Source organism: Pseudomonas sp. 3A(2025) (assembly GCF_054589175.1).
The window spans coordinates 1-19,542 of record NZ_BAAILM010000020.1 but is presented as its reverse complement, the minus strand read 5'-3'; the positions used below and the strand labels follow the sequence as shown (position 1 = coordinate 19,542).

General features: G+C 60.2%; 20 protein-coding genes and 2 rRNA genes. 13 read left to right on the top strand and 9 right to left on the bottom strand.

The window, feature by feature from the left end; all coding sequences use genetic code 11:
- On the bottom strand, positions 1 to 1,272 hold the full coding sequence (locus ACYP2A_RS07885) for a glutamate-5-semialdehyde dehydrogenase (RefSeq protein ID WP_459744196.1): 1,272 nt from the start codon (positions 1,270 to 1,272) through the stop codon (positions 1 to 3).
- A 279-nt stretch (positions 1,273 to 1,551) separates the two neighbouring features.
- Between ACYP2A_RS07885 and ACYP2A_RS07880 the strand changes: the two genes are divergently transcribed.
- Positions 1,552 to 2,223 (top strand): DNA-3-methyladenine glycosylase, encoded by a 672-nt coding sequence (locus ACYP2A_RS07880; protein ID WP_459744194.1) that lies wholly within the window; start codon positions 1,552 to 1,554, stop codon positions 2,221 to 2,223.
- Between the two features lie 2 nt (positions 2,224 to 2,225).
- Positions 2,226 to 3,542: a bifunctional DedA family/phosphatase PAP2 family protein gene (locus tag ACYP2A_RS07875; RefSeq protein ID WP_459744193.1), complete on the top strand. Its 1,317-nt coding sequence runs from the start codon at positions 2,226 to 2,228 to the stop codon at positions 3,540 to 3,542.
- Positions 3,543 to 3,560: 18 nt separating this feature from the next.
- Here the strand turns inward: ACYP2A_RS07875 and ACYP2A_RS07870 are convergent, their stop codons facing one another.
- Genes ACYP2A_RS07870 through ACYP2A_RS07860 form a run of 3 tightly spaced genes read right to left on the bottom strand, consistent with a single transcriptional unit; the run spans position 3,561 to position 5,232 of the window.
- Entirely contained in the window at positions 3,561 to 4,145 is a 585-nt protein-coding gene (locus ACYP2A_RS07870; RefSeq protein ID WP_459744192.1) for an LON peptidase substrate-binding domain-containing protein, read from the bottom strand.
- An 11-nt stretch (positions 4,146 to 4,156) separates the two neighbouring features.
- Complete coding sequence (locus ACYP2A_RS07865) at positions 4,157 to 4,867, bottom strand: LrgB family protein (protein WP_459744255.1); 711 nt, start codon at positions 4,865 to 4,867, stop codon at positions 4,157 to 4,159.
- A 2-nt stretch (positions 4,868 to 4,869) separates the two neighbouring features.
- On the bottom strand, positions 4,870 to 5,232 hold the full coding sequence (locus ACYP2A_RS07860; protein WP_459744190.1) for a CidA/LrgA family protein: 363 nt from the start codon (positions 5,230 to 5,232) through the stop codon (positions 4,870 to 4,872).
- A gap of 162 nt (positions 5,233 to 5,394) precedes the next feature.
- Between ACYP2A_RS07860 and ACYP2A_RS07855 the strand changes: the two genes are divergently transcribed.
- From ACYP2A_RS07855 to ACYP2A_RS07845, 3 genes are all read left to right on the top strand, one after another.
- On the top strand, positions 5,395 to 5,850 hold the full coding sequence (locus ACYP2A_RS07855; protein ID WP_459744189.1) for a MaoC family dehydratase: 456 nt from the start codon (positions 5,395 to 5,397) through the stop codon (positions 5,848 to 5,850).
- A gap of 145 nt (positions 5,851 to 5,995) precedes the next feature.
- Entirely contained in the window at positions 5,996 to 7,720 is a 1,725-nt protein-coding gene (locus ACYP2A_RS07850) for a C13 family peptidase (RefSeq protein WP_459744187.1), read from the top strand.
- A 61-nt stretch (positions 7,721 to 7,781) separates the two neighbouring features.
- Positions 7,782 to 8,423: an oxidoreductase gene (locus ACYP2A_RS07845; RefSeq protein WP_459744186.1), complete on the top strand. Its 642-nt coding sequence runs from the start codon at positions 7,782 to 7,784 to the stop codon at positions 8,421 to 8,423.
- Position 8,424: 1 nt separating this feature from the next.
- Here ACYP2A_RS07845 and ubiX read toward each other — a convergent pair whose 3' ends face one another.
- Positions 8,425 to 9,054 (bottom strand): flavin prenyltransferase UbiX, encoded by a 630-nt coding sequence (ubiX, locus tag ACYP2A_RS07840; RefSeq protein WP_459744184.1) that lies wholly within the window; start codon positions 9,052 to 9,054, stop codon positions 8,425 to 8,427.
- Positions 9,051 to 10,400 (bottom strand): UDP-N-acetylmuramate:L-alanyl-gamma-D-glutamyl-meso-diaminopimelate ligase, encoded by a 1,350-nt coding sequence (gene mpl, locus ACYP2A_RS07835; protein WP_459744183.1) that lies wholly within the window; start codon positions 10,398 to 10,400, stop codon positions 9,051 to 9,053. Before mpl ends, ubiX begins: the two co-directional genes overlap by 4 nt.
- A 201-nt stretch (positions 10,401 to 10,601) precedes the next feature.
- Between mpl and exaC the strand changes: the two genes are divergently transcribed.
- The 6 genes from exaC (at position 10,602) to ACYP2A_RS07805 (ending at position 16,100) form a co-directional block, all read left to right on the top strand.
- Positions 10,602 to 12,122 carry an acetaldehyde dehydrogenase ExaC gene (gene exaC, locus ACYP2A_RS07830; RefSeq protein ID WP_459744181.1) on the top strand — a complete coding sequence of 507 codons (1,521 nt, stop codon included), beginning with the start codon at positions 10,602 to 10,604 and terminating at the stop codon, positions 12,120 to 12,122.
- A gap of 125 nt (positions 12,123 to 12,247) precedes the next feature.
- Positions 12,248 to 12,706, top strand: a complete 459-nt coding sequence (locus ACYP2A_RS07825; protein WP_459744180.1) for an N-acetyltransferase family protein — start codon at positions 12,248 to 12,250, stop codon at positions 12,704 to 12,706.
- A 243-nt stretch (positions 12,707 to 12,949) separates the two neighbouring features.
- The gene (locus ACYP2A_RS07820; RefSeq protein ID WP_459744179.1) at positions 12,950 to 13,597 is read left to right on the top strand and encodes a DedA family protein; all 648 of its coding nucleotides are present in this window, start codon (positions 12,950 to 12,952) and stop codon (positions 13,595 to 13,597) included.
- Between the two features lie 4 nt (positions 13,598 to 13,601).
- Positions 13,602 to 14,429, top strand: coding sequence for a M90 family metallopeptidase (locus ACYP2A_RS07815; protein ID WP_459744178.1), 828 nt, complete (start codon positions 13,602 to 13,604; stop codon positions 14,427 to 14,429).
- A gap of 102 nt (positions 14,430 to 14,531) precedes the next feature.
- Entirely contained in the window at positions 14,532 to 15,059 is a 528-nt protein-coding gene (gene ppa / locus ACYP2A_RS07810) for an inorganic diphosphatase (protein WP_459744177.1), read from the top strand.
- 321 nt (positions 15,060 to 15,380) lie between these two features.
- The gene (locus ACYP2A_RS07805) at positions 15,381 to 16,100 is read left to right on the top strand and encodes a S24 family peptidase (RefSeq protein ID WP_459744254.1); all 720 of its coding nucleotides are present in this window, start codon (positions 15,381 to 15,383) and stop codon (positions 16,098 to 16,100) included.
- Between the two features lie 261 nt (positions 16,101 to 16,361).
- Here the strand turns inward: ACYP2A_RS07805 and ACYP2A_RS07800 are convergent, their stop codons facing one another.
- The gene (locus ACYP2A_RS07800) at positions 16,362 to 17,414 is read right to left on the bottom strand and encodes an ADP-ribosylglycohydrolase family protein (protein WP_459744175.1); all 1,053 of its coding nucleotides are present in this window, start codon (positions 17,412 to 17,414) and stop codon (positions 16,362 to 16,364) included.
- A 193-nt stretch (positions 17,415 to 17,607) separates the two neighbouring features.
- On the opposite strand from ACYP2A_RS07800, the gene ACYP2A_RS07795 reads away from it, so the two are divergent.
- Both ACYP2A_RS07795 and ACYP2A_RS07790 read left to right on the top strand, forming a co-directional pair.
- Positions 17,608 to 18,483, top strand: coding sequence for a helix-turn-helix transcriptional regulator (locus ACYP2A_RS07795; RefSeq protein ID WP_459744173.1), 876 nt, complete (start codon positions 17,608 to 17,610; stop codon positions 18,481 to 18,483).
- Between the two features lie 52 nt (positions 18,484 to 18,535).
- Complete coding sequence (locus ACYP2A_RS07790; RefSeq protein ID WP_459744172.1) at positions 18,536 to 19,087, top strand: HD domain-containing protein; 552 nt, start codon at positions 18,536 to 18,538, stop codon at positions 19,085 to 19,087.
- Positions 19,088 to 19,150: 63 nt separating this feature from the next.
- Here ACYP2A_RS07790 and rrf read toward each other — a convergent pair.
- Together rrf and ACYP2A_RS07780 are read right to left on the bottom strand one after the other, a co-directional pair.
- Positions 19,151 to 19,266, bottom strand: a 5S ribosomal RNA gene (gene rrf, locus ACYP2A_RS07785).
- Positions 19,267 to 19,401: 135 nt separating this feature from the next.
- Positions 19,402 to 19,542: ribosomal RNA gene (locus ACYP2A_RS07780) — 23S ribosomal RNA — on the bottom strand; the annotation flags it as partial.

The following is a 19,542-nucleotide window of genomic DNA, read 5'->3' as shown; positions in this document are numbered from 1 at the left end:
TCAGACCGGCTCCTGTCCGCGCAACTGGCCATCGCCGATCACGATGTATTTCTCGCACGTCAGGCCTTCGAGGCCCACCGGGCCACGGGCGTGCAGCTTGTCGGTGGAAATGCCGATCTCGGCACCCAGCCCGTATTCGAAACCGTCGGCGAAGCAGGTCGGTGCGTTGACCATCACCGAGCTTGAGTCGACTTCGGCCATGAAGCGCCGGATCTGGCCCTGATGCTCGGAAACGATGCCGTCGCTGTGGTGCGAGCCGTAATGGTTGATGTGCTCGATCGCTTCATCGAGGCTGGCCACCACGCGGATCGACAGGATCGGCGCCAGGTACTCGGTGTGCCAGTCCTCTTCGCTGGCCGGCAGCACCTCGACCAATGCGCGGGTGCGTTCGCAGCCACGCAGCTCGACGCCCTTTTCGCGCAGTTGCGCGGCCATTGGCGGCAAAAAGTCGGCCGCCACGGCCTGGTCGACCAGCAGGGTTTCCATCGCGCCGCAGATACCGTAGCGGTAAGTCTTGGCGTTGAACGCGATCTGCTGGCCCTTGCTCAGGTCGGCATGGGCGCTGATATAGATATGGCAGATGCCGTCAAGGTGCTTGATCACCGGCACACGGGCATCGCGGCTGATGCGCTCGATCAGGCCCTTGCCGCCCCGCGGCACGATCACATCGACGAACTCGGGCATGGTGATCAGCGCGCCGACCGCTGCACGGTCGGTGGTTTCGACAACCTGTACGACACCGGCCGGCAGCCCGGCTTCGGTCAGGCCACGAGCGATGCAGGCGGCAATGGCGCGGTTGGAGTGAATGGCCTCGGAGCCGCCACGCAGAATGGTCGCGTTGCCGGACTTCAGGCACAGGCTGGCGGCATCGATGGTCACGTTCGGGCGCGACTCGTAGATGATACCGACCACACCCAGCGGTACGCGCATCTTGCCGACCTGAATACCCGAGGGCCGATGACTCATGTCGCGGATCGCGCCGACCGGGTCCGGCAGGCTGGCAACCTGACGCAGCCCGACGATCATGCTGTCGATGCGTGCGGGGGTCAGGGCCAGGCGATCGAGCAGCGCCGCGTCCAGGCCGTTGGCCTGACCATTGGCAAGGTCTTGCTCGTTGGCGGCAGACAGCTCGGCGCGGGCGGCGTCCAGCGCAGCGGCGGTGGCCAGCAGGGCGCGGTTCTTCTGCGCGGTACTGGCCCGGCCGATCACGCGCGATGCTTCGCGGGCAGCCGTGCCCAGGCGGGTCATGTAGTCAAGAACAGACTCAGTCATGGTCTCAAGAGGTCTTGGCAAAGAGGAAAGCGGTCGATTATAGCTGTCAGGCCGCTCGAACGACAGCGCAGACAGGCGGATGGTCGACATCCTTGTAAAATCTTCATCAACGCCGTGTCTCGCAGGCCTGACAGACGGCCCGTTGCCAGCAATCCCCTGCCTTGTCATTTTCAGAAACAACAAAGCGCAACGAAGGTCAGGATTGAGCTGCATTTCAAACCGCCCTTGCTATGATTCGGCGCCTTGCCACCCCTTGCGCCCCTGTATTAGAAGCCCCTTATGCCGACTGCCCTGCCCGACCGCTTTTTCAACCGCGATGCACAGGTACTGGCCCGCGACCTGCTGGGCAAGGTCATACGCCACAAGGTCGGCGACCTGTGGCTGGCCGCACGCATCATCGAAACCGAGGCGTATTACCTGGCCGAAAAAGGCAGCCATGCCTCGCTGGGTTACACCGAGAAGCGCAAGGCGCTGTTTCTCGATGGCGGGCACATTTACATGTATTACGCACGCGGTGGCGATTCGCTGAATTTCAGCGCCCAAGGGCCCGGCAATGCCGTGCTGATCAAGTCCGGCATGCCGTGGGTCGATGCCTTCAGCGATGCCAATGCCCTGGCGCAGATGCAATTGAACAATCCCGATGCCAGCGGCGCCCTGCGCGACCCCGCGCGTTTGTGCGCCGGGCAGACGCTGCTGTGCAAGGCCATGGGCCTGAAAGTGCCGATGTGGGATGCCCGCCGCTTCGACCCCGAGCGCTTGTTCGTCGACGATGTGGGCCTGAAGCCTGCACGTATCATTCAAACCACGCGACTGGGGATTCCGGCCGGGCGCGATGAGCAACTGCTGTACCGCTTCGTCGACGCCGAACAGGCCCGATGGTGCACACGGAACCCACTGCGTCGCGGTCAGGTCGAAGGCCGCGATTACCTTTATCTGAATCAAGGAAACTGACCATGGGTCACTGGCTTGACGGCATTACCGGCTGGCTGACGGCCAACCCTTCCTGGGTGGCGGTGGCGATTTTTGTCGTGGCGTTTGTTGAATGCGTGGCGATTGCCGGGATCGTGGTCCCCGGCACGGTATTGATGTTTGCCATCGCCGCCCTGGCGGGCAGCGGCATCCTGCCGTTGAGCGAGGTGCTGTTACTGGGTGTGCTGGGCGGTTTGCTGGGCGACCTGGTGTCGTATTTTCTCGGTCGGCACTTTCACCAGAACATCCGCCGCCTGCCGGGCTTGCGCTCGCACCCGGAGTGGATGACCGGCGCCGAGGCCTATTTCCAGCGTTACGGGATTGCCAGCCTGCTGGTCGGGCGCTTCATCGGGCCGCTGCGGCCGATGCTGCCGATGATCGCCGGCATGTGCGACATGCCGTTCATACGCTTTTTCGCGGTCAGCGTTGTCGCGGCCATCGGCTGGTCGATTGCCTACCTGCTGCCGGGCTGGGCGACCGGGGCAGCGATTCGTCTGCCCTTGCCGGAAGGCTTCTGGACTGAAGCGGCGGTGGTCGGTGCAGGTCTGGCGATTCTGTTCGGCGTGAGCATTCAAAGCAGCATGCGCCAGCAACGCTATGCCACCAAACTGATCAGCGGCCTGTGCTTGCTGGTCATGACAGCGCTGTTCATCGGCTGGCCGCACCTTGACCGCTTCGACCATGGCCTGATGACCCTGGTGCAGGAGCATCGCAGCGAAACTGCACAGAATATCGTGCTGCTGGTGACCAGCATCGGCGACTTCAAAACCCAGTTGCTGGCAGCCATCGTGGTGATTCTTGCCTTGGCGATTGCACGGCAATGGCGGCACGCCGCATTTGCACTGATGACCTTGCTGGGCACTGCGGTGGCCAACGGTACGCTCAAAGCGCTGTTCGCCCGTGCCCGCCCGGAAGTGCTGCTCGATCCACTGACCAGCTACAGCATGCCCAGCGGCCATAGCTCGGCGGCCTTTGCGCTGTTCATGACCCTGGCGGTGCTGGCCGGACGCAATCAGCCGGTGCGCTTGCGCCTGGCATGGCTGGTACTGGGCGCGATTCCGGCGCTGGCCATCGCCTTGTCACGGGTATACCTGGGCGTGCACTGGCCGACCGATATTCTGGCCGGCATGATGCTGGCACTGGGAATCTGCGCCGCCAGCCTGACCATCATTCAGCACCGCACCCCCTTGCCGGCCATGTCGCCACGGGTCTGGTGGTTGCTGGTGCCGGCAGTGGTTGCCCTGCTGGGCGGCTTCGCGGTGCATGCCATGTCGCATGCGGTGTTGCGTTACCAGTATTGATCACGCGCAGGGGCGGGGTTACGAATCGCCCTGAATCTCGTCGAGCAGGCCCTGAATCGCGTCCAGACGCTCTTCGGGGTCGTCGATTTCCAGCAGGTCGATCTTGTCCTGCTCGCTGAACGGCAATAGATACGCCAGCTGGTTGGCCAGCGACTGCTGGCCCTCGGCATGCAGGCCCATGTTCAGCGAAGCGACCATGGGATGTTCGGCCAGGGCATGCAGCAGCGCGACAAGGTCGGCATCTTCGTCTTGCAGGGGCTGTTCGGGCTGTTCTTCGAGCCACTGCACTTGTGCGACCAGCAACTGGTCGCGCTGCACCTCGGCATCGGTCACCCGAAAGCGCCGCCCGCCTTGCACGCGAATGCCCAGCAAGCCGTTATCCTGCTGCTGAAAGTCGCGCACCAGTGCCTCGCAGCCGATCAGTGAATAACTGCCCGGTGCCGGGCCGACTTCACGGCCCTCGGTGATGCACACGATGCCGAAACTTTCGCCCCGCTTCATGCACCGGCCGATCATGTCCAGATAACGCGCCTCGAACAGTTGCAGGTCGAGCACACACCCCGGAAACAGCACCGCATTGAGCGGGAACAGCGGCAACGTCATGACAAACTCCCTTAAACGACCAAAGACACCGCCAGCGGCAGGCACAACGCCGTTGCCACGCCCATCAGGCTCATGGCCAGTGCGGCGAATGCGCCGGTTTCTTCACCTTCCTGCAAGGCCAGCGAGGTGCCTACCGCATGCGCGGTCAGGCCCAGCGCCATACCGCGCGCCGCCGGGTGGTTGACCCTGGCCAGCGACAAGAGTGCCGGGCCGCAGATGGCCCCCAGCACGCCGGTAATCAACACGAACACCGCCGCCAACCCCGCGACGCCGCCCATTTGCTCGGCCACCAGCATGGCGATCGGTGAGGTCACCGACTTGGGCGCCAGGGTCATCAGGATCATGTGATCGGCGCCCAGCCACACCCCCAGCAGCAGACACGCGCCGGTCGCAAAGACACCGCCCAGCACCAGCGTAGTCAAGGTTGGCCAGAACAACTGACGAATCCGGCGCAGATTCAGGTACAGCGGTACAGCCAGCGCGACAGTGGCCGGCCCCAGTAGCACGCCAAGGATTTCGGTGCTTTTACGGTATTCGCTGTAATCGATCCCGCACGCCAGCAAAATGCCGATCAACACCAGCATCGACAGCAGCACCGGCTGCAGGAACAGCCAGCGGGTTCGTTCGTAGGCGGCAATGGCCAGTTGATAAGCGGCCAGGGTAATGCCGATGCCGAATAGCGGGTGGTGAATCACCGCCACCCAGGCGCCATGCCAGTCCAGGTTCATGAGGGCTCCTTGCGGCGCAGCTGACGCTCGGCAAGTTTTTGCATCAGCACACCAACAAACACCATCGACAGCACCAGCGACACCACCAGCGTGCCACTGATGGCCCAGAAGTCCTTGGCGATAGCGCCGGCATAGGCCATTACGCCCACCGCTGGCGGCACCAGCAGTAGCGGCAGATAACGCAACAGGCTACTGGCAGCCTGACTGATCGGCTCATCGACTTCGCCACGCACCAGCAAAAAAGCCAGCAGCAGAATCATGCCGATGATCGGCCCCGGCAGGATCGAAACGACCAGATGATTGAGCGCAGTTCCCAGCAGCTGGAACAACACCAGCGCCGTCAGTCCTCGTAGCAGCATGCTTACTCCGGCAGATGTTCCTTTGGCGGCGGTCATGATAAGCACGCAAACGTGCAGGCGATAGAGCACCATCGACATACCTTGCACAACTTGACCAACCGGCCAGGCTCTGCTGATCTTCAGCAGCCTTTTATCACTACATCACGCCTCAAGGAGAGAGATATGCCTTATGTACCGGTAGCGCAACTGGCCGACTATGTGGGTCAGGACCTGGGACATTCCGACTGGCTGAGCATCGAGCAGGACCGCATCGACCTGTTCGCCGAGGCCACGGGCGACTTTCAATTCATCCATGTCGACCCGGTCAAGGCCGCGCAGACACCTTTCGGCGGCACCATCGCCCATGGTTTTCTGTCGCTGTCGCTGATTCCCAAGCTCATGGGCGATCTGCTGGTGTTGCCCGAAGGCCTGAAAATGGTCGTCAACTATGGCCTGGACAGCGTGCGTTTCATCCAGCCGGTGGCGGTCGGCTCGCGGGTACGCCTTCATCTGAAACTCACCGATGCCACAGAAAAGAAACCCGGCCAATGGCTGCTCAAGGGCACGGTAACCCTGGAAATCGAAGGCCAGGAAAAACCCGCCTACATCGCCGAACCGCTGACCCTGTGCTTCGTGTAACGCCTTTGGACATGAAACAGTCGCGACTGGCTGTTTCGCCTTCCTGACACGCTGCGGCATACTCACCTCTGTTGTATCGCACTTCCGTGCGCCAGGTCCTGCCCGGCGCACACCTCCCCGGATTCATACCTCGTCGAGACCTGACATGCGCGCGCTTGCACCCCTGGCATTGACCCTTCTGATCGCTGGCTGCGGAGACGGCGAATCGCTGCTGCCGCCCGACGGCCGCCTGCCGGACGGTGGCCGCTACCGGGGCGAACTGGTCAATGGCCTGCTGCAGGGCCAGGGCCGTATCGACTACCCCAACGGCAGTTGGTACGCGGGCCAGTTCGACAACGGCCAATGGCACGGCCAGGGCGAGTGGCACGCCAGCAATGGCGATGTGTACAAAGGCGGTTTCGAGCAAGGCCTGTTCAATGGCCAGGGCAGCCTGACCACCCGCAACGGCACTTATGTCGGCGGCTTCAAGAAGGGCCGGCGCGACGGCGAAGGCACGCTCAAGGAAAAGGGCGTGCTCTATCGCGGCCAGTTCAAGGCTGACCTGTATGACGGCTCGGGACGCCTGGAACTGGACGACGGCAGCCAGTATCAAGGCCAGTTCATCAAGGGCAAGCCCGACGGCGAGGGGGTGCGCAGCGATGCCAATGGCAATCAGTTCAGCGGTCGCTTCGTCGCAGGCCAGTTGCAAGGCACTGGCACCTTTACCAGCGCCGAGGGCGATCAGTATCTGGGCAACTTTCATGACAACCAGCTCGACGGCAAAGGCCGCTATGAAAACAGCGAGGGCGATGTCTGGAGTGGTCAGTTCAAGAATGGCGCCTTTACCGGCAAGGGTGAGTTGATCGGTGCCGACGGCAGCCGTTACGAAGGCGAATTCAATAACTGGCGCTTCATGGGCCAAGGCCACCTGCGCCTGGCCGATGGCAGCACCTTTGTCGGCGGTTTCGCCAATGACACTTATCAGGGACCTGGCGTACTGACCCAGGCCGATGGCCGCGTACAACGTGGCGTCTGGGCCAATGGTCAACGCGTTCGCGACGAGCAGGGCAACTTGCTGCCCGACAGCCTGGAAACCGGCCTGCTGGCTCAAGGCGCCCTGCTCGACAACGCCTTGAAAGCGGTGCCTGCCTCGACCCCGGCGGTCGAGCTGTACAGCCTGGTGGTGGGGGGTGATGGCAAGCAGAGCGTGTTCATGCGTGAAGCCGACTATGTCAGCAACCTGCTGAAAACGCGCTTCGGCGCCCATGGCCAGGTGAGCCTGGTCAACCATCGCGACCAGATGCAGAACCGGCCGCTGGCGACCCGCGAAACCATCGGCCGCGCGGTGCAGACCCTGGCCCAGCGCAGTGGCCCGGAAGACCTGATCTTCATCTACCTGACCAGCCACGGCACTCACGACCACGAACTGGTCCTCGACCAGCCGCGCCTGTCGCTGTCGGACCTGCCCGCCGACGAACTGGCCGTGCTCATGGCGCCCCTGAAAAACCGCGACAAGGTCGTGGTGATTTCTGCCTGTTATTCGGGCGGGTTCATCGCACCGCTCAAAGACGAGCGCACCCTGGTGATCACCGCCTCGCGGGCCGATCGGGTGTCGTTCGGCTGCTCTGAAGAGGCCGATTTCACCTATTTCGGCGATGCACTATTCGCCAAGGCACTGGTCGAAACAGATGACTTGAAACAAGCGTTCGAACACGCCAGTGCCTACGTGGCCCAACGTGAAATCGAAGACAATTTCGAAGCTTCCGAACCGCAAATCTGGGCACCGAAGGGGGTGATCGCCCGCTGGCAATCGTTACGTAAACAACAAGCAGAACGCGCACTGACCACGACGTTGACTCGCAAGGACGCGAAAACTTCGAGTAGCCGCTAGCGACCGGGGCACCGATGCCTGGCGCTGGATGTCCTAGGCTGTAAGTAAAGGGAGAGCCATCATGTACTTGACGCCACACAATATTTTGCTCGCAGGCGCCACGGGCCTGACCGGTGAGCACCTGCTCGACCGGCTGCTCAACGAACGTACGGTCAGCCGGGTGCTGGCCCCGACCCGCCGCCCCCTGGCCAGTCATATCCACCTGGAAAACCCCATCGGCGAACTGGCCACGCTGCTGCCGAGCCTCGACGGTCGTGTGGACATCGCTTATTCCTGCCTGGGGACCACGATCAAGCAGGCCGGCTCGCAAGAGGCTTTTCGCGCTGTCGACCTGGATCTGGTGGTGGCCTTCGCCGAACGCGCCCGCGCCTTGGGCGCCCGGCACCTGCTGGTGATCAGTGCGATTGGTGCCGACCCGAAATCAAGCGTGTTCTACAACCGCATCAAAGGCGAAATGGAAGAAGCGCTGAAGAATCAGGGCTGGCCGCAACTGACCATCGCCCGCCCGTCGTTGCTGGTCGGCAACCGCAGCGAAACCCGTTGGGCCGAACAACTGGCCGCACCGATTGCCAAGCTGCTGCCCGGCAAATACGGCGCCATAGAGGCCTGCAGCCTGGCCCGCGCCCTGTGGCGTCTGGCGCTGGAAGAGCAGAACGGGGTGCGGGTGGTCGAGTCCGATGAGTTGCGCAAGCTGGGAAAATGACCTACTCGTCACAGCCCATATGATGCTCGCCCCAGCGCGGCAGCATGTCTTGCGGGATATTCAACAGGTTGAGAACCCGCGCCACGATAAAGTCCACCAGGTCATCGATGGTCTGCGGCTGGTGATAGAAGCCGGGTGACGCCGGCAGGATCACCGCGCCCATGTTCGACAGTTTGAGCATGTTCTCCAGATGGATACTGGAATACGGCGCCTCGCGCGGTACCAGAATCAGCGGGCGGCGCTCTTTGAGGGCGACGTCAGCGGCGCGCTCGATCAGGTTGTTGCAGGCGCCGCTGGCAATCGCCGACAAGGTCCCGGTCGAGCATGGCACCACGACCATGGCCCCCGGCGCGCCGGAACCCGAGGCCACTGGCGACATCCAGTCATCGCGACCGTAAACGCGAATCTGCCCGGCCGCCGCCCCGGTGTACTCGGTCAGAAAGGTCTGCATCATCGCCGGCTTGGGCGGCAGGCGAACATCGGTCTCGGTGGCCATCACCAACTGCGCGGCCTTGGAGATCAGAAAGTGCACCTCGCGGTCTTCGCGCACCAGGCAATCGAGCAGGCGCAGGGCATATTGCGCGCCGGACGCGCCGGTGACCGCTACCGTAATGCGCTCCGGGCCGCTCATTGCAGCGCCTCGGCCAGTTTGCCGTGCAGACCGCCAAAGCCGCCGTTGCTCATGATCACTACATGGGTGCCGGGCTGCGCCTGACTCTTGACCCTGGCAATGATGGCCTCAAGGGAGTCGCAGACCACGGCCGGGACAGCGCACTGGGCTGCTGTAGCGCCAAGGTCCCAGCCCAGATTGGCCGGCGCATACCAGACCACCTGATCGGCCTGCTGCACGCTCTCGGGCAGGCCATCGCGGTGCGCACCGAGCTTCATCGAGTTGGAGCGCGGTTCGATGACGGCGATGATCGGGGCATCGCCGACCTTCTTGCGCAGACCATCCAGGGTCGTGGCGATGGCCGTCGGGTGGTGAGCGAAGTCGTCGTACAGCGTGATGCCGTTGATCTGGGCGACCACTTCCATGCGCCGCTTGACGCTTTTGAACGCACTCAGCGCTTCGACGCCTTGCGCCGGCAATACGCCGACATGACGCGCCGCCGCCAGCGTCGCCAGGGCATTGGCGACGTTGTGCTGGCCGGTCATTGGCCACTCGACAACGCCTTGCAGCTGATTTTCAAACAGCACTTCAAAGCGCGAGCCGTCTTCGCTGAGCAGGCGAGCCTGCCACTGACCGCCCTGCCCTGTGGTTTGCACTGGCGTCCAGCAGCCCATTTGCACCACGCGCTGCAAGGCAGGCTCGGTGGTCGGATGAATCACCAGGCCTTCGCTCGGGATGATCCGCACCAGATGATGGAACTGGCGCTCGATGGCGGCAAGGTCTGGGAAGATGTCGGCGTGATCGAACTCAAGGTTATTGAGGATCGCGGTGCGTGGCCGGTAGTGAACGAACTTGGAGCGCTTGTCGAAGAAAGCGCTGTCGTACTCGTCGGCCTCGACCACGAAAAACGGTGTATCGCCCAGACGGGCCGAGACAGTGAAGTTCTGCGGGATACCGCCGATCAAAAAGCCCGGTGCCATACCGGCGTGCTCCAGCACCCAGGCCAGCATGCTGCTGGTGGTGGTCTTGCCGTGCGTGCCGGCCACGGCCAGTACCCAGCGGCCTTGCAACACATGGTCGGCCAGCCATTGCGGACCGGACACATACGGCAGGCCGCGGTTGAGTACGTACTCCACGGCCGGGTTACCGCGCGACAGTGCATTGCCGATCACGACCAGGTCCGGTGCAGGCTCAAGCTGTTCAGGGTCGTAGCCCTGGGTCAGTTCGATGCCCTGAGCCTGCAACTGCGTGCTCATCGGCGGATAGACGTTGGCGTCGGAGCCGGTGACACGGTGCCCCAGTTCCTTGGCGAGGACCGCCAGCGAGCCCATGAACGTGCCGCAGATACCCAGAATATGAATGTGCATGATGACCTCGAAAATCGTTGGCGCAGGTTAGCCCACAGGCGCTGAAATCGCACCCTGTGTTTGACCGCTGTATCGACCCTGTCTACGCCTAAAGTTCAGATACCGACTCTGTGTTTTATGGCCTACGCTTGAGGACTGCATGAATGAAACGCTCAAGCGACAGTCACAGAACAAGAACGAAACTGCTCAGGAGGCTACACCATGCGTTACGCTCATCCCGGTACCGAAGGCGCCATCGTCAGCTACAAGGAGCGCTATGGTAACTATATCGGCGGCGAGTTCGTCGCGCCGGTCAAGGGTCAGTATTTCACCACCACCTCGCCGGTCAACGGCAAGCCTATCGCTGAATTTCCTCGCTCTACTGCCGAAGATGTCGACAAAGCCCTCGATGCCGCCCATGCGGCTGCCGATGCCTGGGGGGCGACATCTGCACAAGCCCGCTCGCTGGTGCTGCTGAAGATTGCCGACCGCATCGAGGCCAATCTGGAAGTCCTGGCACTCACCGAGACCTGGGACAACGGCAAGGCGATTCGTGAAACCCTCAATGCCGACATTCCGCTGGCCGCCGACCACTTCCGTTACTTTGCCGGTGCCTTGCGCGCCCAGGAAGGCAGCGCCGCCGAAATTGACGGCAACACCGTTGCTTATCACATTCACGAGCCGCTGGGCGTGGTCGGGCAGATCATCCCGTGGAACTTCCCCATCCTGATGGCCGCCTGGAAGCTCGCCCCGGCCCTGGCGGCCGGTAATGCCGTGGTGCTCAAACCGGCCGAGCAAACGCCACTGGGCATTACCGTGCTGCTGGAACTGATCGGCGACCTGCTGCCGCCCGGCGTGCTGAACATCGTTCAGGGCTTTGGTCGCGAGGCCGGTGAGGCGCTGGCCAGCAGCAAGCGCATCGCCAAGATCGCCTTTACCGGCTCGACGCCGGTCGGCTCGCACATCATGAAACTGGCGGCAGAGAACATCATCCCGTCTACCGTCGAACTGGGCGGCAAATCGCCGAACGTGTTCTTCGAAGACATCATGAGCGCCGAACCCGAGTTCATCGACAAGGCCGCCGAGGGCCTGGTGCTGGCGTTCTTCAACCAGGGCGAAGTCTGCACCTGCCCGTCACGTGCGCTGGTTCAGGAGTCGATCTATCCGCAGTTTCTGGAAGTGGTGCTGAAAAAGATCCAGAAGATCAAACGCGGCGACCCGCTGGACACCGACACCATGGTCGGCGCCCAGGCCTCGCAGCAACAGTTCGACAAGATTCTTTCCTATCTGGAGATTGCCCGCGAAGAAGGCGCCGAGCTGCTGACCGGCGGCAAGGTCGAGGCGCTGCAAGGCGATCTGGCAACCGGCTATTACATCCAGCCGACCCTGCTCAAGGGCACCAACGCGATGCGCGTGTTCCAGGAAGAAATCTTCGGCCCGGTGGTCAGCATTACCACCTTTAAAGACGAAGCCGAGGCGCTGGCGATTGCCAACGACACCGAGTTCGGCCTCGGCGCCGGGGTGTGGACCCGCGACATCAATCGCGCCTACCGCATGGGCCGTGGCATCAAGGCTGGCCGCGTGTGGACCAACTGCTATCACCTGTATCCGGCGCATGCCGCCTTCGGGGGTTACAAGAAATCGGGGGTGGGCCGTGAAACCCACAAGATGATGCTCGATCACTATCAGCAGACCAAAAACCTGCTGGTGAGCTACGACATCAACCCGCTGGGCTTCTTCTAAATCCGTTCAGTCAATCCGAAGCGGTCTGACAAACCGCTTTAGATTGCGCTTTCTAAAGCCAGCAGGCAGCATCAAAGCGTCGCCCGAAAATGCGCATTAGCCCATAGCGAAGTTGAGGCCTACCCATGCGGATCATCAAAGCCACGCTGGAACACCTGGACCTGCTGACGCCGTTGTTCGTGAAATATCGCGAATTCTACGGCGAGCTACCCTTCCCGGATTCGTCACGGGACTTTCTTGAAAAACGGCTGCGCCGTGATGAGTCAGTCATCTATCTGGCGCTGCCTGTCGACGACGACAGTAAACTGCTGGGCTTTTGCCAGCTGTATCCGAGCTATTCGTCGCTGTCGCTCAAGCGCGTGTGGATTCTCAACGACATCTACGTTGCCGAAGACGCTCGTCGCCAACTGGTGGCCGATCACTTGATGAAACACGCCAAGAAGATGGCCAAAGAGACGCAGGCCGTGCGTATGCGGGTGTCGACCAGCATCGACAACGAAGTGGCGCACAAGGTCTACGAATCAATCGGTTTCAAAGAAGATACCCAGTTCAAGAACTACGTCCTGCCCATCAGCGAGAGCTGATTGCGGCCCTTGCTGCCTTTATCCGCTCGTCGACTGTGGTTCGCCCCTCGGGCCAGGGGCGAACCCGGTTAACCTGTCGTCCTGACTCTGTGAAGCCCTCTCGTATCAATCTGTAACCACCCCTCACATCTCGTTACGCCCTATTCGGCGTTTCTGCCTCTATAATGCCGCGCGTCTGCTCTCGTCGTTTTATGCGTTATCGACATCGGCGGTCAAAATCACGCTGATTGCCCAGGTACTCAAATGGATTTCAACCCGCTTGACCTCATCCTGCATCTCGATGCCTATCTCGACCTGCTGGTAACCAATTACGGGGCCTGGATCTACGCGATCCTGTTTCTGGTGATCTTCTGCGAAACAGGTCTGGTGATCATGCCGTTCCTGCCCGGCGATTCGCTATTGTTCATCGCCGGTGCCGTGGCCGCAGGCGGCGGCATGGACCCGGTCTTGCTAGGCGGCCTGCTGATGCTCGCAGCGATCATGGGCGACAGCACCAACTACGTCATAGGCCGGACGATGGGGGAAAAACTGTTCAACAACCCCAACTCGAAAATCTTCCGCCGCGATTATCTGGTGCGCACGCACATATTCTATGAGCGTCATGGCGGCAAGACCGTGACCATGGCGCGCTTTCTGCCGATCCTGCGCACCTTTGCGCCGTTTGTCGCCGGTGTTGCGCACATGCCTTACTGGCGTTTTTTCACCTTCAGCGTACTGGGCTCGATTCTGTGGGTCGGCAGCCTGGTGACGCTGGGTTATTACTTCGGCAACGTGCCGTTCATCAAGAAACACCTGACCCTGATGGTGCTGGTGATCATCCTGCTGTCGCTGCTGCCCATGCTGATCGGTTTGTTGCGCGGCCGTTTCAGCCGCTCGGCGGACGTGCGCTGAGACCGTGTGGTCGTTTGCCAAATGGCGCCGGCAACGCACTCTGGATCGCCATCCGGTGCCTGCGCCACTCTGGCGGCAGGTGCTGGAACACCTGCCGATCGTTGATGGCCTGAGTGACGAACAGCTCGTCTGGCTGCGCGATGCCAGCGTGCTGTTTCTGCAAGACAAGCACCTGACCTGCCTGCCAGGCGTGGTCCTGAGCGACGAGCAGCATCTTTTTCTGGCGGCGCAAGCGCAACTGCCACTGCTCAACCTCGGCGACCTGAACTGGTACCGGGGCTTTCATGAGCTGGTGATTTACCCCGACGATTTCCTCAGCCCGCAGCGCTATCGCGATGCCAGCGGCATCGAGCATCAATACGATGCCGAGCACAGCGGCGAAGCCTGGTATCAGGGCCCGGTCATTCTGGCCTGGGCGGGCGTGCAATCGGGCGGCGGCTGGGATGCCTATAACCTGGTGATCCATGAACTGGCGCACAAACTCGACATGCTCAATGGCGATGCCAACGGCCTGCCGCCCCTGCACAGCAACATGCGCATCAGTGAGTGGGCCAGCGCCATGCAAGGCGCCTTTGACGACCTCAACCGGCAACTCGATGACGACCCGGACGCCGAGACGGCCATCGATCCTTATGCGGCTGAAAATCCTGCCGAGTTCTTTGCGGTCACCAGCGAGTATTTCTTCACCGCGCCCGATGTGTTGCATGAGGCTTACCCTGCGGTTTACCAGCAGTTGCAACTGTTCTACCGGCAGGACACGCTGGTCCGTTTGAAAACCCTGCAACAGGTCGACCCGGCCTATCAACAAGCGGCTTCTACGCCTGATGGATAATGCCCTGTGCGTGGCAACACCTTTGGAATATGCCTATAATCCGGGCCACTTTTTGGCGGTTTGCGCCAAAACCTGTCTGTTTAACTATGGGGACCAAGTCCAATGAGCTACAGCAAGATTCCGGCTGGCAAAGACGTGCCAAACGACATCTACGTCGCGATCGAAATCCCGGCCAACCATGCGCCGATCAAGTACGAGATCGACAAGGACACCGACAGCCTGTTCGTTGACCGTTTCATGGCCACCCCCATGTTCTACCCGGCCAACTACGGCTTCATTCCCAACACCCTGGCCGACGACGGTGACCCGCTGGACGTGCTGGTCGTAACCCCTTACCCGGTGACGCCAGGTTCGGTAATCCGTGCCCGTCCGGTCGGCATCCTGCACATGACCGACGACGGCGGCGGCGATGCCAAAGTCATCGCAGTTCCGCACGACAAGCTGACCCAGCTGTATGTCGACGTGAAGGAATACACTGACCTGCCTCCACTACTGCTGGAGCAGATCAAGCACTTCTTCGAGAACTACAAAGACCTCGAAAAAGGCAAGTGGGTCAAGATCGAAGGCTGGGGCAACGCTGACGCTGCCCGCGCCGAAATCAAGAAGTCGGTCGAAGCCTTCAAGGGCTGATCTGCTTTTGCGCTTTGAAGCGTCCGATGGCGGGCGCTTCGAACCGCTTTCCCTCCAGCCCCCCTCGATTCGCCCCTCGCCTGCCAAATAGACGTAGATAAATCACGTTTACTCCTGCGCCCTCATTAAACATCCTGCAACCTGCAGTTCATCTGCATCCGCGCAGCACGGCATGTTTATTTCAAACGTTAATGCCCGAGAAATATCCCACAATTCTTGCTGGCGCCTGTAGGCAGGCTCATCTGCGATAACTGGACGCACTGCGCATTTGAACGCTTCGTTCATTTAAACGCCGGCACGAGGCTCGTAAACTCCGAGCCCATGAATACATCAGGTGATCGACTACGTACTCTTTTACGGGAATGCCATCTTTCCGCAACGGACTTTGCCGCCAACCGCAAAGTCACGCCACAGCACGTGAACAACTGGTTCAAGCGCGGCATCCCCATGGCGCGACTTGAAGAGGTGGCTGAATTACTGACCGTCAATGCTCGCTGGCTACGCACCGGCGAAGGCCCCAAGCACCCGACTGAACCGGCAAATGAAAGTACCGGCCCGGCACTGCCGAACGTAGCGCTGCAAGGCCGCAACGCACCGGGCGCGGATGTGGAAATTCAGCTGTTCAAGGAAAACCCGTCGGGCCAGAGTGCACTGACCGAAGTACCCGGCCAGAAAATCCGCCTGGCACTCACGATGCTGCACAGTATGGACATCGACCCGAAACAGGCCATCTGCGTCAGGATGAGCGGCAACAGCATGATCGACCGCCTGGAAGACGGTTCGCTGCTGGCCGTCGACCAAGGCACGACCCAGATCGTCGATGGTGAAATGTACGCACTGGAGCATGGCGGACTGCTGCGTATCCGCTACCTGTACCGCCTGCCCAGCGGAGGGTTGCGCCTACGCAGCCACAATAGCCATGAATACCCCGACGAATCCTTCAGCGCCGAACAGATTGCCCGACAGCCAATTCGTATCCTTGGCTGGATTTTTTGGTGGTCGACCCTTAATCAACGCAAAAATATCGCTGCAAACCGCTAAACAAGGCCGGTATTGAGGTGACAAAGTGTTTCAGGGCTGGGCTTTGCAGGTGAATATCAGTATCCTGTGCGCCACTTAAGGCATTGACCCTGCGCCAATGCCCGACAGCGCGTTTTATACGAACACGCTGTATCCAGACTAGCGTCCCTCGCGGATGCACCTTTTGCAGGTGGTTGCGGCTTACCAAAAATAGGCCAAGATCGCCAACGAGAAGCCGGCCACAAGCCGGCTTTTTAATGCCTGCCATTCAAACACTATCAGTCAATCACCGGGGTACTCGATTTCTATCCCGCGATCGAACTCCCCTGCTCCGCCCATATAGTCTCTTGGCACCCGCTCGATATCCACAGCCATCTTTTCGATCACACCGCGTAACTCCAGTGATTCAAGCCAGCGCGCCGGAATCGCCGCTGCCCCGTACTGAATACCCAGCAGGTGTCCGGCTATCAGCCCGGTGCTGTCACTGTCGCCACTGTGGTTGACGGCATTGATGACGCCCTGTTCAAAGGAGCTGGCCGACAGTGCGCACCAGATACCAATGGCCAGCGCCTCCTCGGCAATCCAGCCGCCACCGAATTCATCGATACGCGCCGGGGTTGGCTGGTAGCCCTCGTAGAAGTAGAACAATACTTTTTCGAGACTGGCACGGACCTCTTCCATTCCGGGTTTCTGGCCGTGGGCGGCGAGGCTCTCGCTCAGGGCATGTTCGAGGCTGACCGTCTGCTGGCTCATGCGCTGCAGGATGTCGGCAAACAGGCCTGCGCTATGGTAGCCGGCAGGATGGCCATGAGTGAGGCGTCCGGACTCGCTGGCCGTTTCAAAGGTATCGGCAAAGAAGGCACAAGGCGCAACGCGCATGACAGCGCCGCATCCCTTGCTGTTATTTTCAGCTGCAAAACCAAGCTGCCGACTGGCCATCAGCGCGCTAACGCAGGTGTTGCCGGGAGCGCGCCGGGACCACAAGGCTCGCTCTTGAACCAGCCAGCCATTAAGAATGGCGGGGGCTATCGGTTCGTGGTCCTGGGTGATCAACCAGCGCAGCAGTGCGTGGTGAATCACGCCTGGAATATGGCAAATACCTCGCGAGCAGCCACGCACCCAGGCACGCAGCAGGCCTTCGGCAGTGAAGAGCATCATTTGCGTGTCGTCGGTAATCGCCCCCGTCACGCCATATGCAGGGGAAAGATCAGCAATTCCGCTGGCACCGAATTTTGCCTCGATGGCTTTCCAGCCCATGAACTCGACCGGTGCGCCCAAAGCATCGCCAACCGCACCACCCAGCAGGCAGCCTCTGATTCGTTCGAGTCTGTTCATGGGTAACCTCTCAGGTGAGCCAGCAGCAATGTGATGAATGCCATCGCCAGTAAGGCTCCAGCCGAAATTACATCCGGTGTCATATCCATCTCCTTGCATGACTCTGGAAGACGGCCCAAGGATATGTATAGTTTGACGACACGTATAGAATGTAGACTTATACAGGTAAACAATTCACGCACATGGAGCGCCCATGAAACGGCAGCAGGACATCAAGCAGGTACGCTGGGATCTGGCACTTCGCTACCGTTTGATTGAAACCGTAGCATGGTGGGAAGGCCGGCTGACCACGGTACACCTGACGCAGAGCTTCGGGATCAGTCGTCAACAGGCCTCCAAAGACATCAATACCTACATCAACGAACATGCGCCTGAAAACCTTACATATGACAAGCAACTGAAGGGCTATGTGCCTGGCCCGGCGTTCAGTCCGCTCTTTATCGATAACAGTGCCAGCGCCTACCTGCATCTGCTCTACCAGAACAATGCCCGTGCACCGCATATTGAAGGCCTGGCGTTGGCCTATGCTCATACCATGGTCCTTGAGGTGCCGGATCGCTCGATCAAGGCCGAGGTTTTACGCCCGCTACTCAAGGCATGCCGTGAACACCTGCGCCTGGACATCGAGTATGTGTCACTGAAAAGCCCGAACCCTGAAGGCCGCACTATTGCGCCACACACTCTGGTGTATACCGGTATGCGCTGGCATGTGCGGGCTTACTGCGAGAAGAATCGGGAGTATCGCGACTTCGTGCTGAGCCGGTTCCGGGGTATACCTGACATGCGCGACGACAAGACCGAGAACGGGATCGAAGCCGATACTGAATGGAATACGGAGGTAGCGGTTCTTATCCAGCCGGACGGACGCCTGGATAAAGCCCAGCAGGCTATTATCGAAACCGACTTCGGCATGCAGGACGGTCAACTGGTGGTGGCCAGCCGCAAGGCATTGGTGAAGTATGTTTTACAGCGTTACCAGATTGATCACAGGAATCTGGACCCGCATCCTGAGGCGCAGCAGATCGTGGTGGCCAATCTCAAGGAACTCAAGCCTTGGCTCTATGATTAAGCCCTGAGTGGCTCTGAGCAGCCTTCCCAAACGTTTTCTTTGGTGATTTCAAATGACTCACAGTGATATTCAGCAGGTCTACAACAAAGCCTGGCTATTCGCTTCGCAGGCCCACCTTGGTCAAACCATGAAGGCTTCACAATTGCCCTATTCCACCCATGTTGCCATGGTCGCCAATGAGCTGGTCTTTGCAGAGCAGCAAGAGTCAGTGGGGGAACTTGAGATTGCCTTGCCCGCTGCACTTCTGCATGACGTGCTGGAGGACACCGCCATTACGCCAGATGCACTTGAGGAGGTTTTCGGTGCGCGGGTTACTTCAACGGTCGCCAGTCTTAGCAAGAATCTGATCGTACCGTTTTCAGAAGAGCGGTATCTGCAGGCCATTGCCCTTCACTCCCGTGAAGCCGCTGTGATCAAGCTGTGCGACCGTATTACCAATCTGCAGTCGGCTCCAGCGTCATGGACGCATGCCAAACGAGCCTCTTACCTGGTCGAATCTGCGCAGATTTTGCGCTTGCTGGGGCATGCTCATGGTTATTTGAGGCAGAGACTGGTCGAAACGATGGCGCGTTATGAGCGGTTGTACGTTGCCGATTACGCTTGAAAGCTTTCTTTCGCGCAAAGCAAAACCCCCGACCGCAAAGCGATCAGGGATTCTGGGATTGAATCTTGACGATGACCTACTCTCACATGGAGAAGCTCCACACTACCATCGGCGATGCATCGTTTCACTGCTGAGTTCGGGATGGGATCAGGTGGTTCCAATGCTCTATGGTCGTCAAGAAATTCGGTAGCCGACGCGCCTTTCAGCGTTTCGGCAAATTCTGTGTGTGATACGCAAAATGTTCGTGTGTTCTACAGCTTTCGGTTCATCGTCTTCACACACCGCCACTGCTGTGCAGATGGCTTGGGTGTTATATGGTCAAGCCTCACGAGCAATTAGTATTGGTTAGCTCAACGCCTCACAGCGCTTACACACCCAACCTATCAACGTCGTAGTCTTCGACGGCCCTTCAGGGAACTCAAGGTTCCAGTGAGATCTCATCTTGAGGCAAGTTT

Excerpts from the sequence above, each read along its gene's own strand:
- ACYP2A_RS07795 (WP_459744173.1), top strand. The coding sequence starts at position 17,608 with ATGAAACGGCAGCAGGACATCAAGCAGGTACGCTGGGATCTGGCACTT.
- mpl (WP_459744183.1), bottom strand. The coding sequence starts at position 10,400 with ATGCACATTCATATTCTGGGTATCTGCGGCACGTTCATGGGCTCGCTG.
- ACYP2A_RS07825 (WP_459744180.1), top strand. The coding sequence starts at position 12,248 with ATGCGGATCATCAAAGCCACGCTGGAACACCTGGACCTGCTGACGCCG.
- ACYP2A_RS07875 (WP_459744193.1), top strand. The coding sequence starts at position 2,226 with ATGGGTCACTGGCTTGACGGCATTACCGGCTGGCTGACGGCCAACCCT.
- ACYP2A_RS07845 (WP_459744186.1), top strand. The coding sequence starts at position 7,782 with ATGTACTTGACGCCACACAATATTTTGCTCGCAGGCGCCACGGGCCTG.
- ACYP2A_RS07860 (WP_459744190.1), bottom strand. The coding sequence starts at position 5,232 with ATGCTGCTACGAGGACTGACGGCGCTGGTGTTGTTCCAGCTGCTGGGA.
- ACYP2A_RS07885 (WP_459744196.1), bottom strand. The coding sequence starts at position 1,272 with ATGACTGAGTCTGTTCTTGACTACATGACCCGCCTGGGCACGGCTGCC.
- ACYP2A_RS07850 (WP_459744187.1), top strand. The coding sequence starts at position 5,996 with ATGCGCGCGCTTGCACCCCTGGCATTGACCCTTCTGATCGCTGGCTGC.
- ACYP2A_RS07870 (WP_459744192.1), bottom strand. The coding sequence starts at position 4,145 with ATGACGTTGCCGCTGTTCCCGCTCAATGCGGTGCTGTTTCCGGGGTGT.
- ACYP2A_RS07800 (WP_459744175.1), bottom strand. The coding sequence starts at position 17,414 with ATGAACAGACTCGAACGAATCAGAGGCTGCCTGCTGGGTGGTGCGGTT.
- ACYP2A_RS07880 (WP_459744194.1), top strand. The coding sequence starts at position 1,552 with ATGCCGACTGCCCTGCCCGACCGCTTTTTCAACCGCGATGCACAGGTA.
- ppa (WP_459744177.1), top strand. The coding sequence starts at position 14,532 with ATGAGCTACAGCAAGATTCCGGCTGGCAAAGACGTGCCAAACGACATC.
- exaC (WP_459744181.1), top strand. The coding sequence starts at position 10,602 with ATGCGTTACGCTCATCCCGGTACCGAAGGCGCCATCGTCAGCTACAAG.
- ACYP2A_RS07820 (WP_459744179.1), top strand. The coding sequence starts at position 12,950 with ATGGATTTCAACCCGCTTGACCTCATCCTGCATCTCGATGCCTATCTC.
- ACYP2A_RS07855 (WP_459744189.1), top strand. The coding sequence starts at position 5,395 with ATGCCTTATGTACCGGTAGCGCAACTGGCCGACTATGTGGGTCAGGAC.
- ACYP2A_RS07790 (WP_459744172.1), top strand. The coding sequence starts at position 18,536 with ATGACTCACAGTGATATTCAGCAGGTCTACAACAAAGCCTGGCTATTC.
- ubiX (WP_459744184.1), bottom strand. The coding sequence starts at position 9,054 with ATGAGCGGCCCGGAGCGCATTACGGTAGCGGTCACCGGCGCGTCCGGC.
- ACYP2A_RS07805 (WP_459744254.1), top strand. The coding sequence starts at position 15,381 with ATGAATACATCAGGTGATCGACTACGTACTCTTTTACGGGAATGCCAT.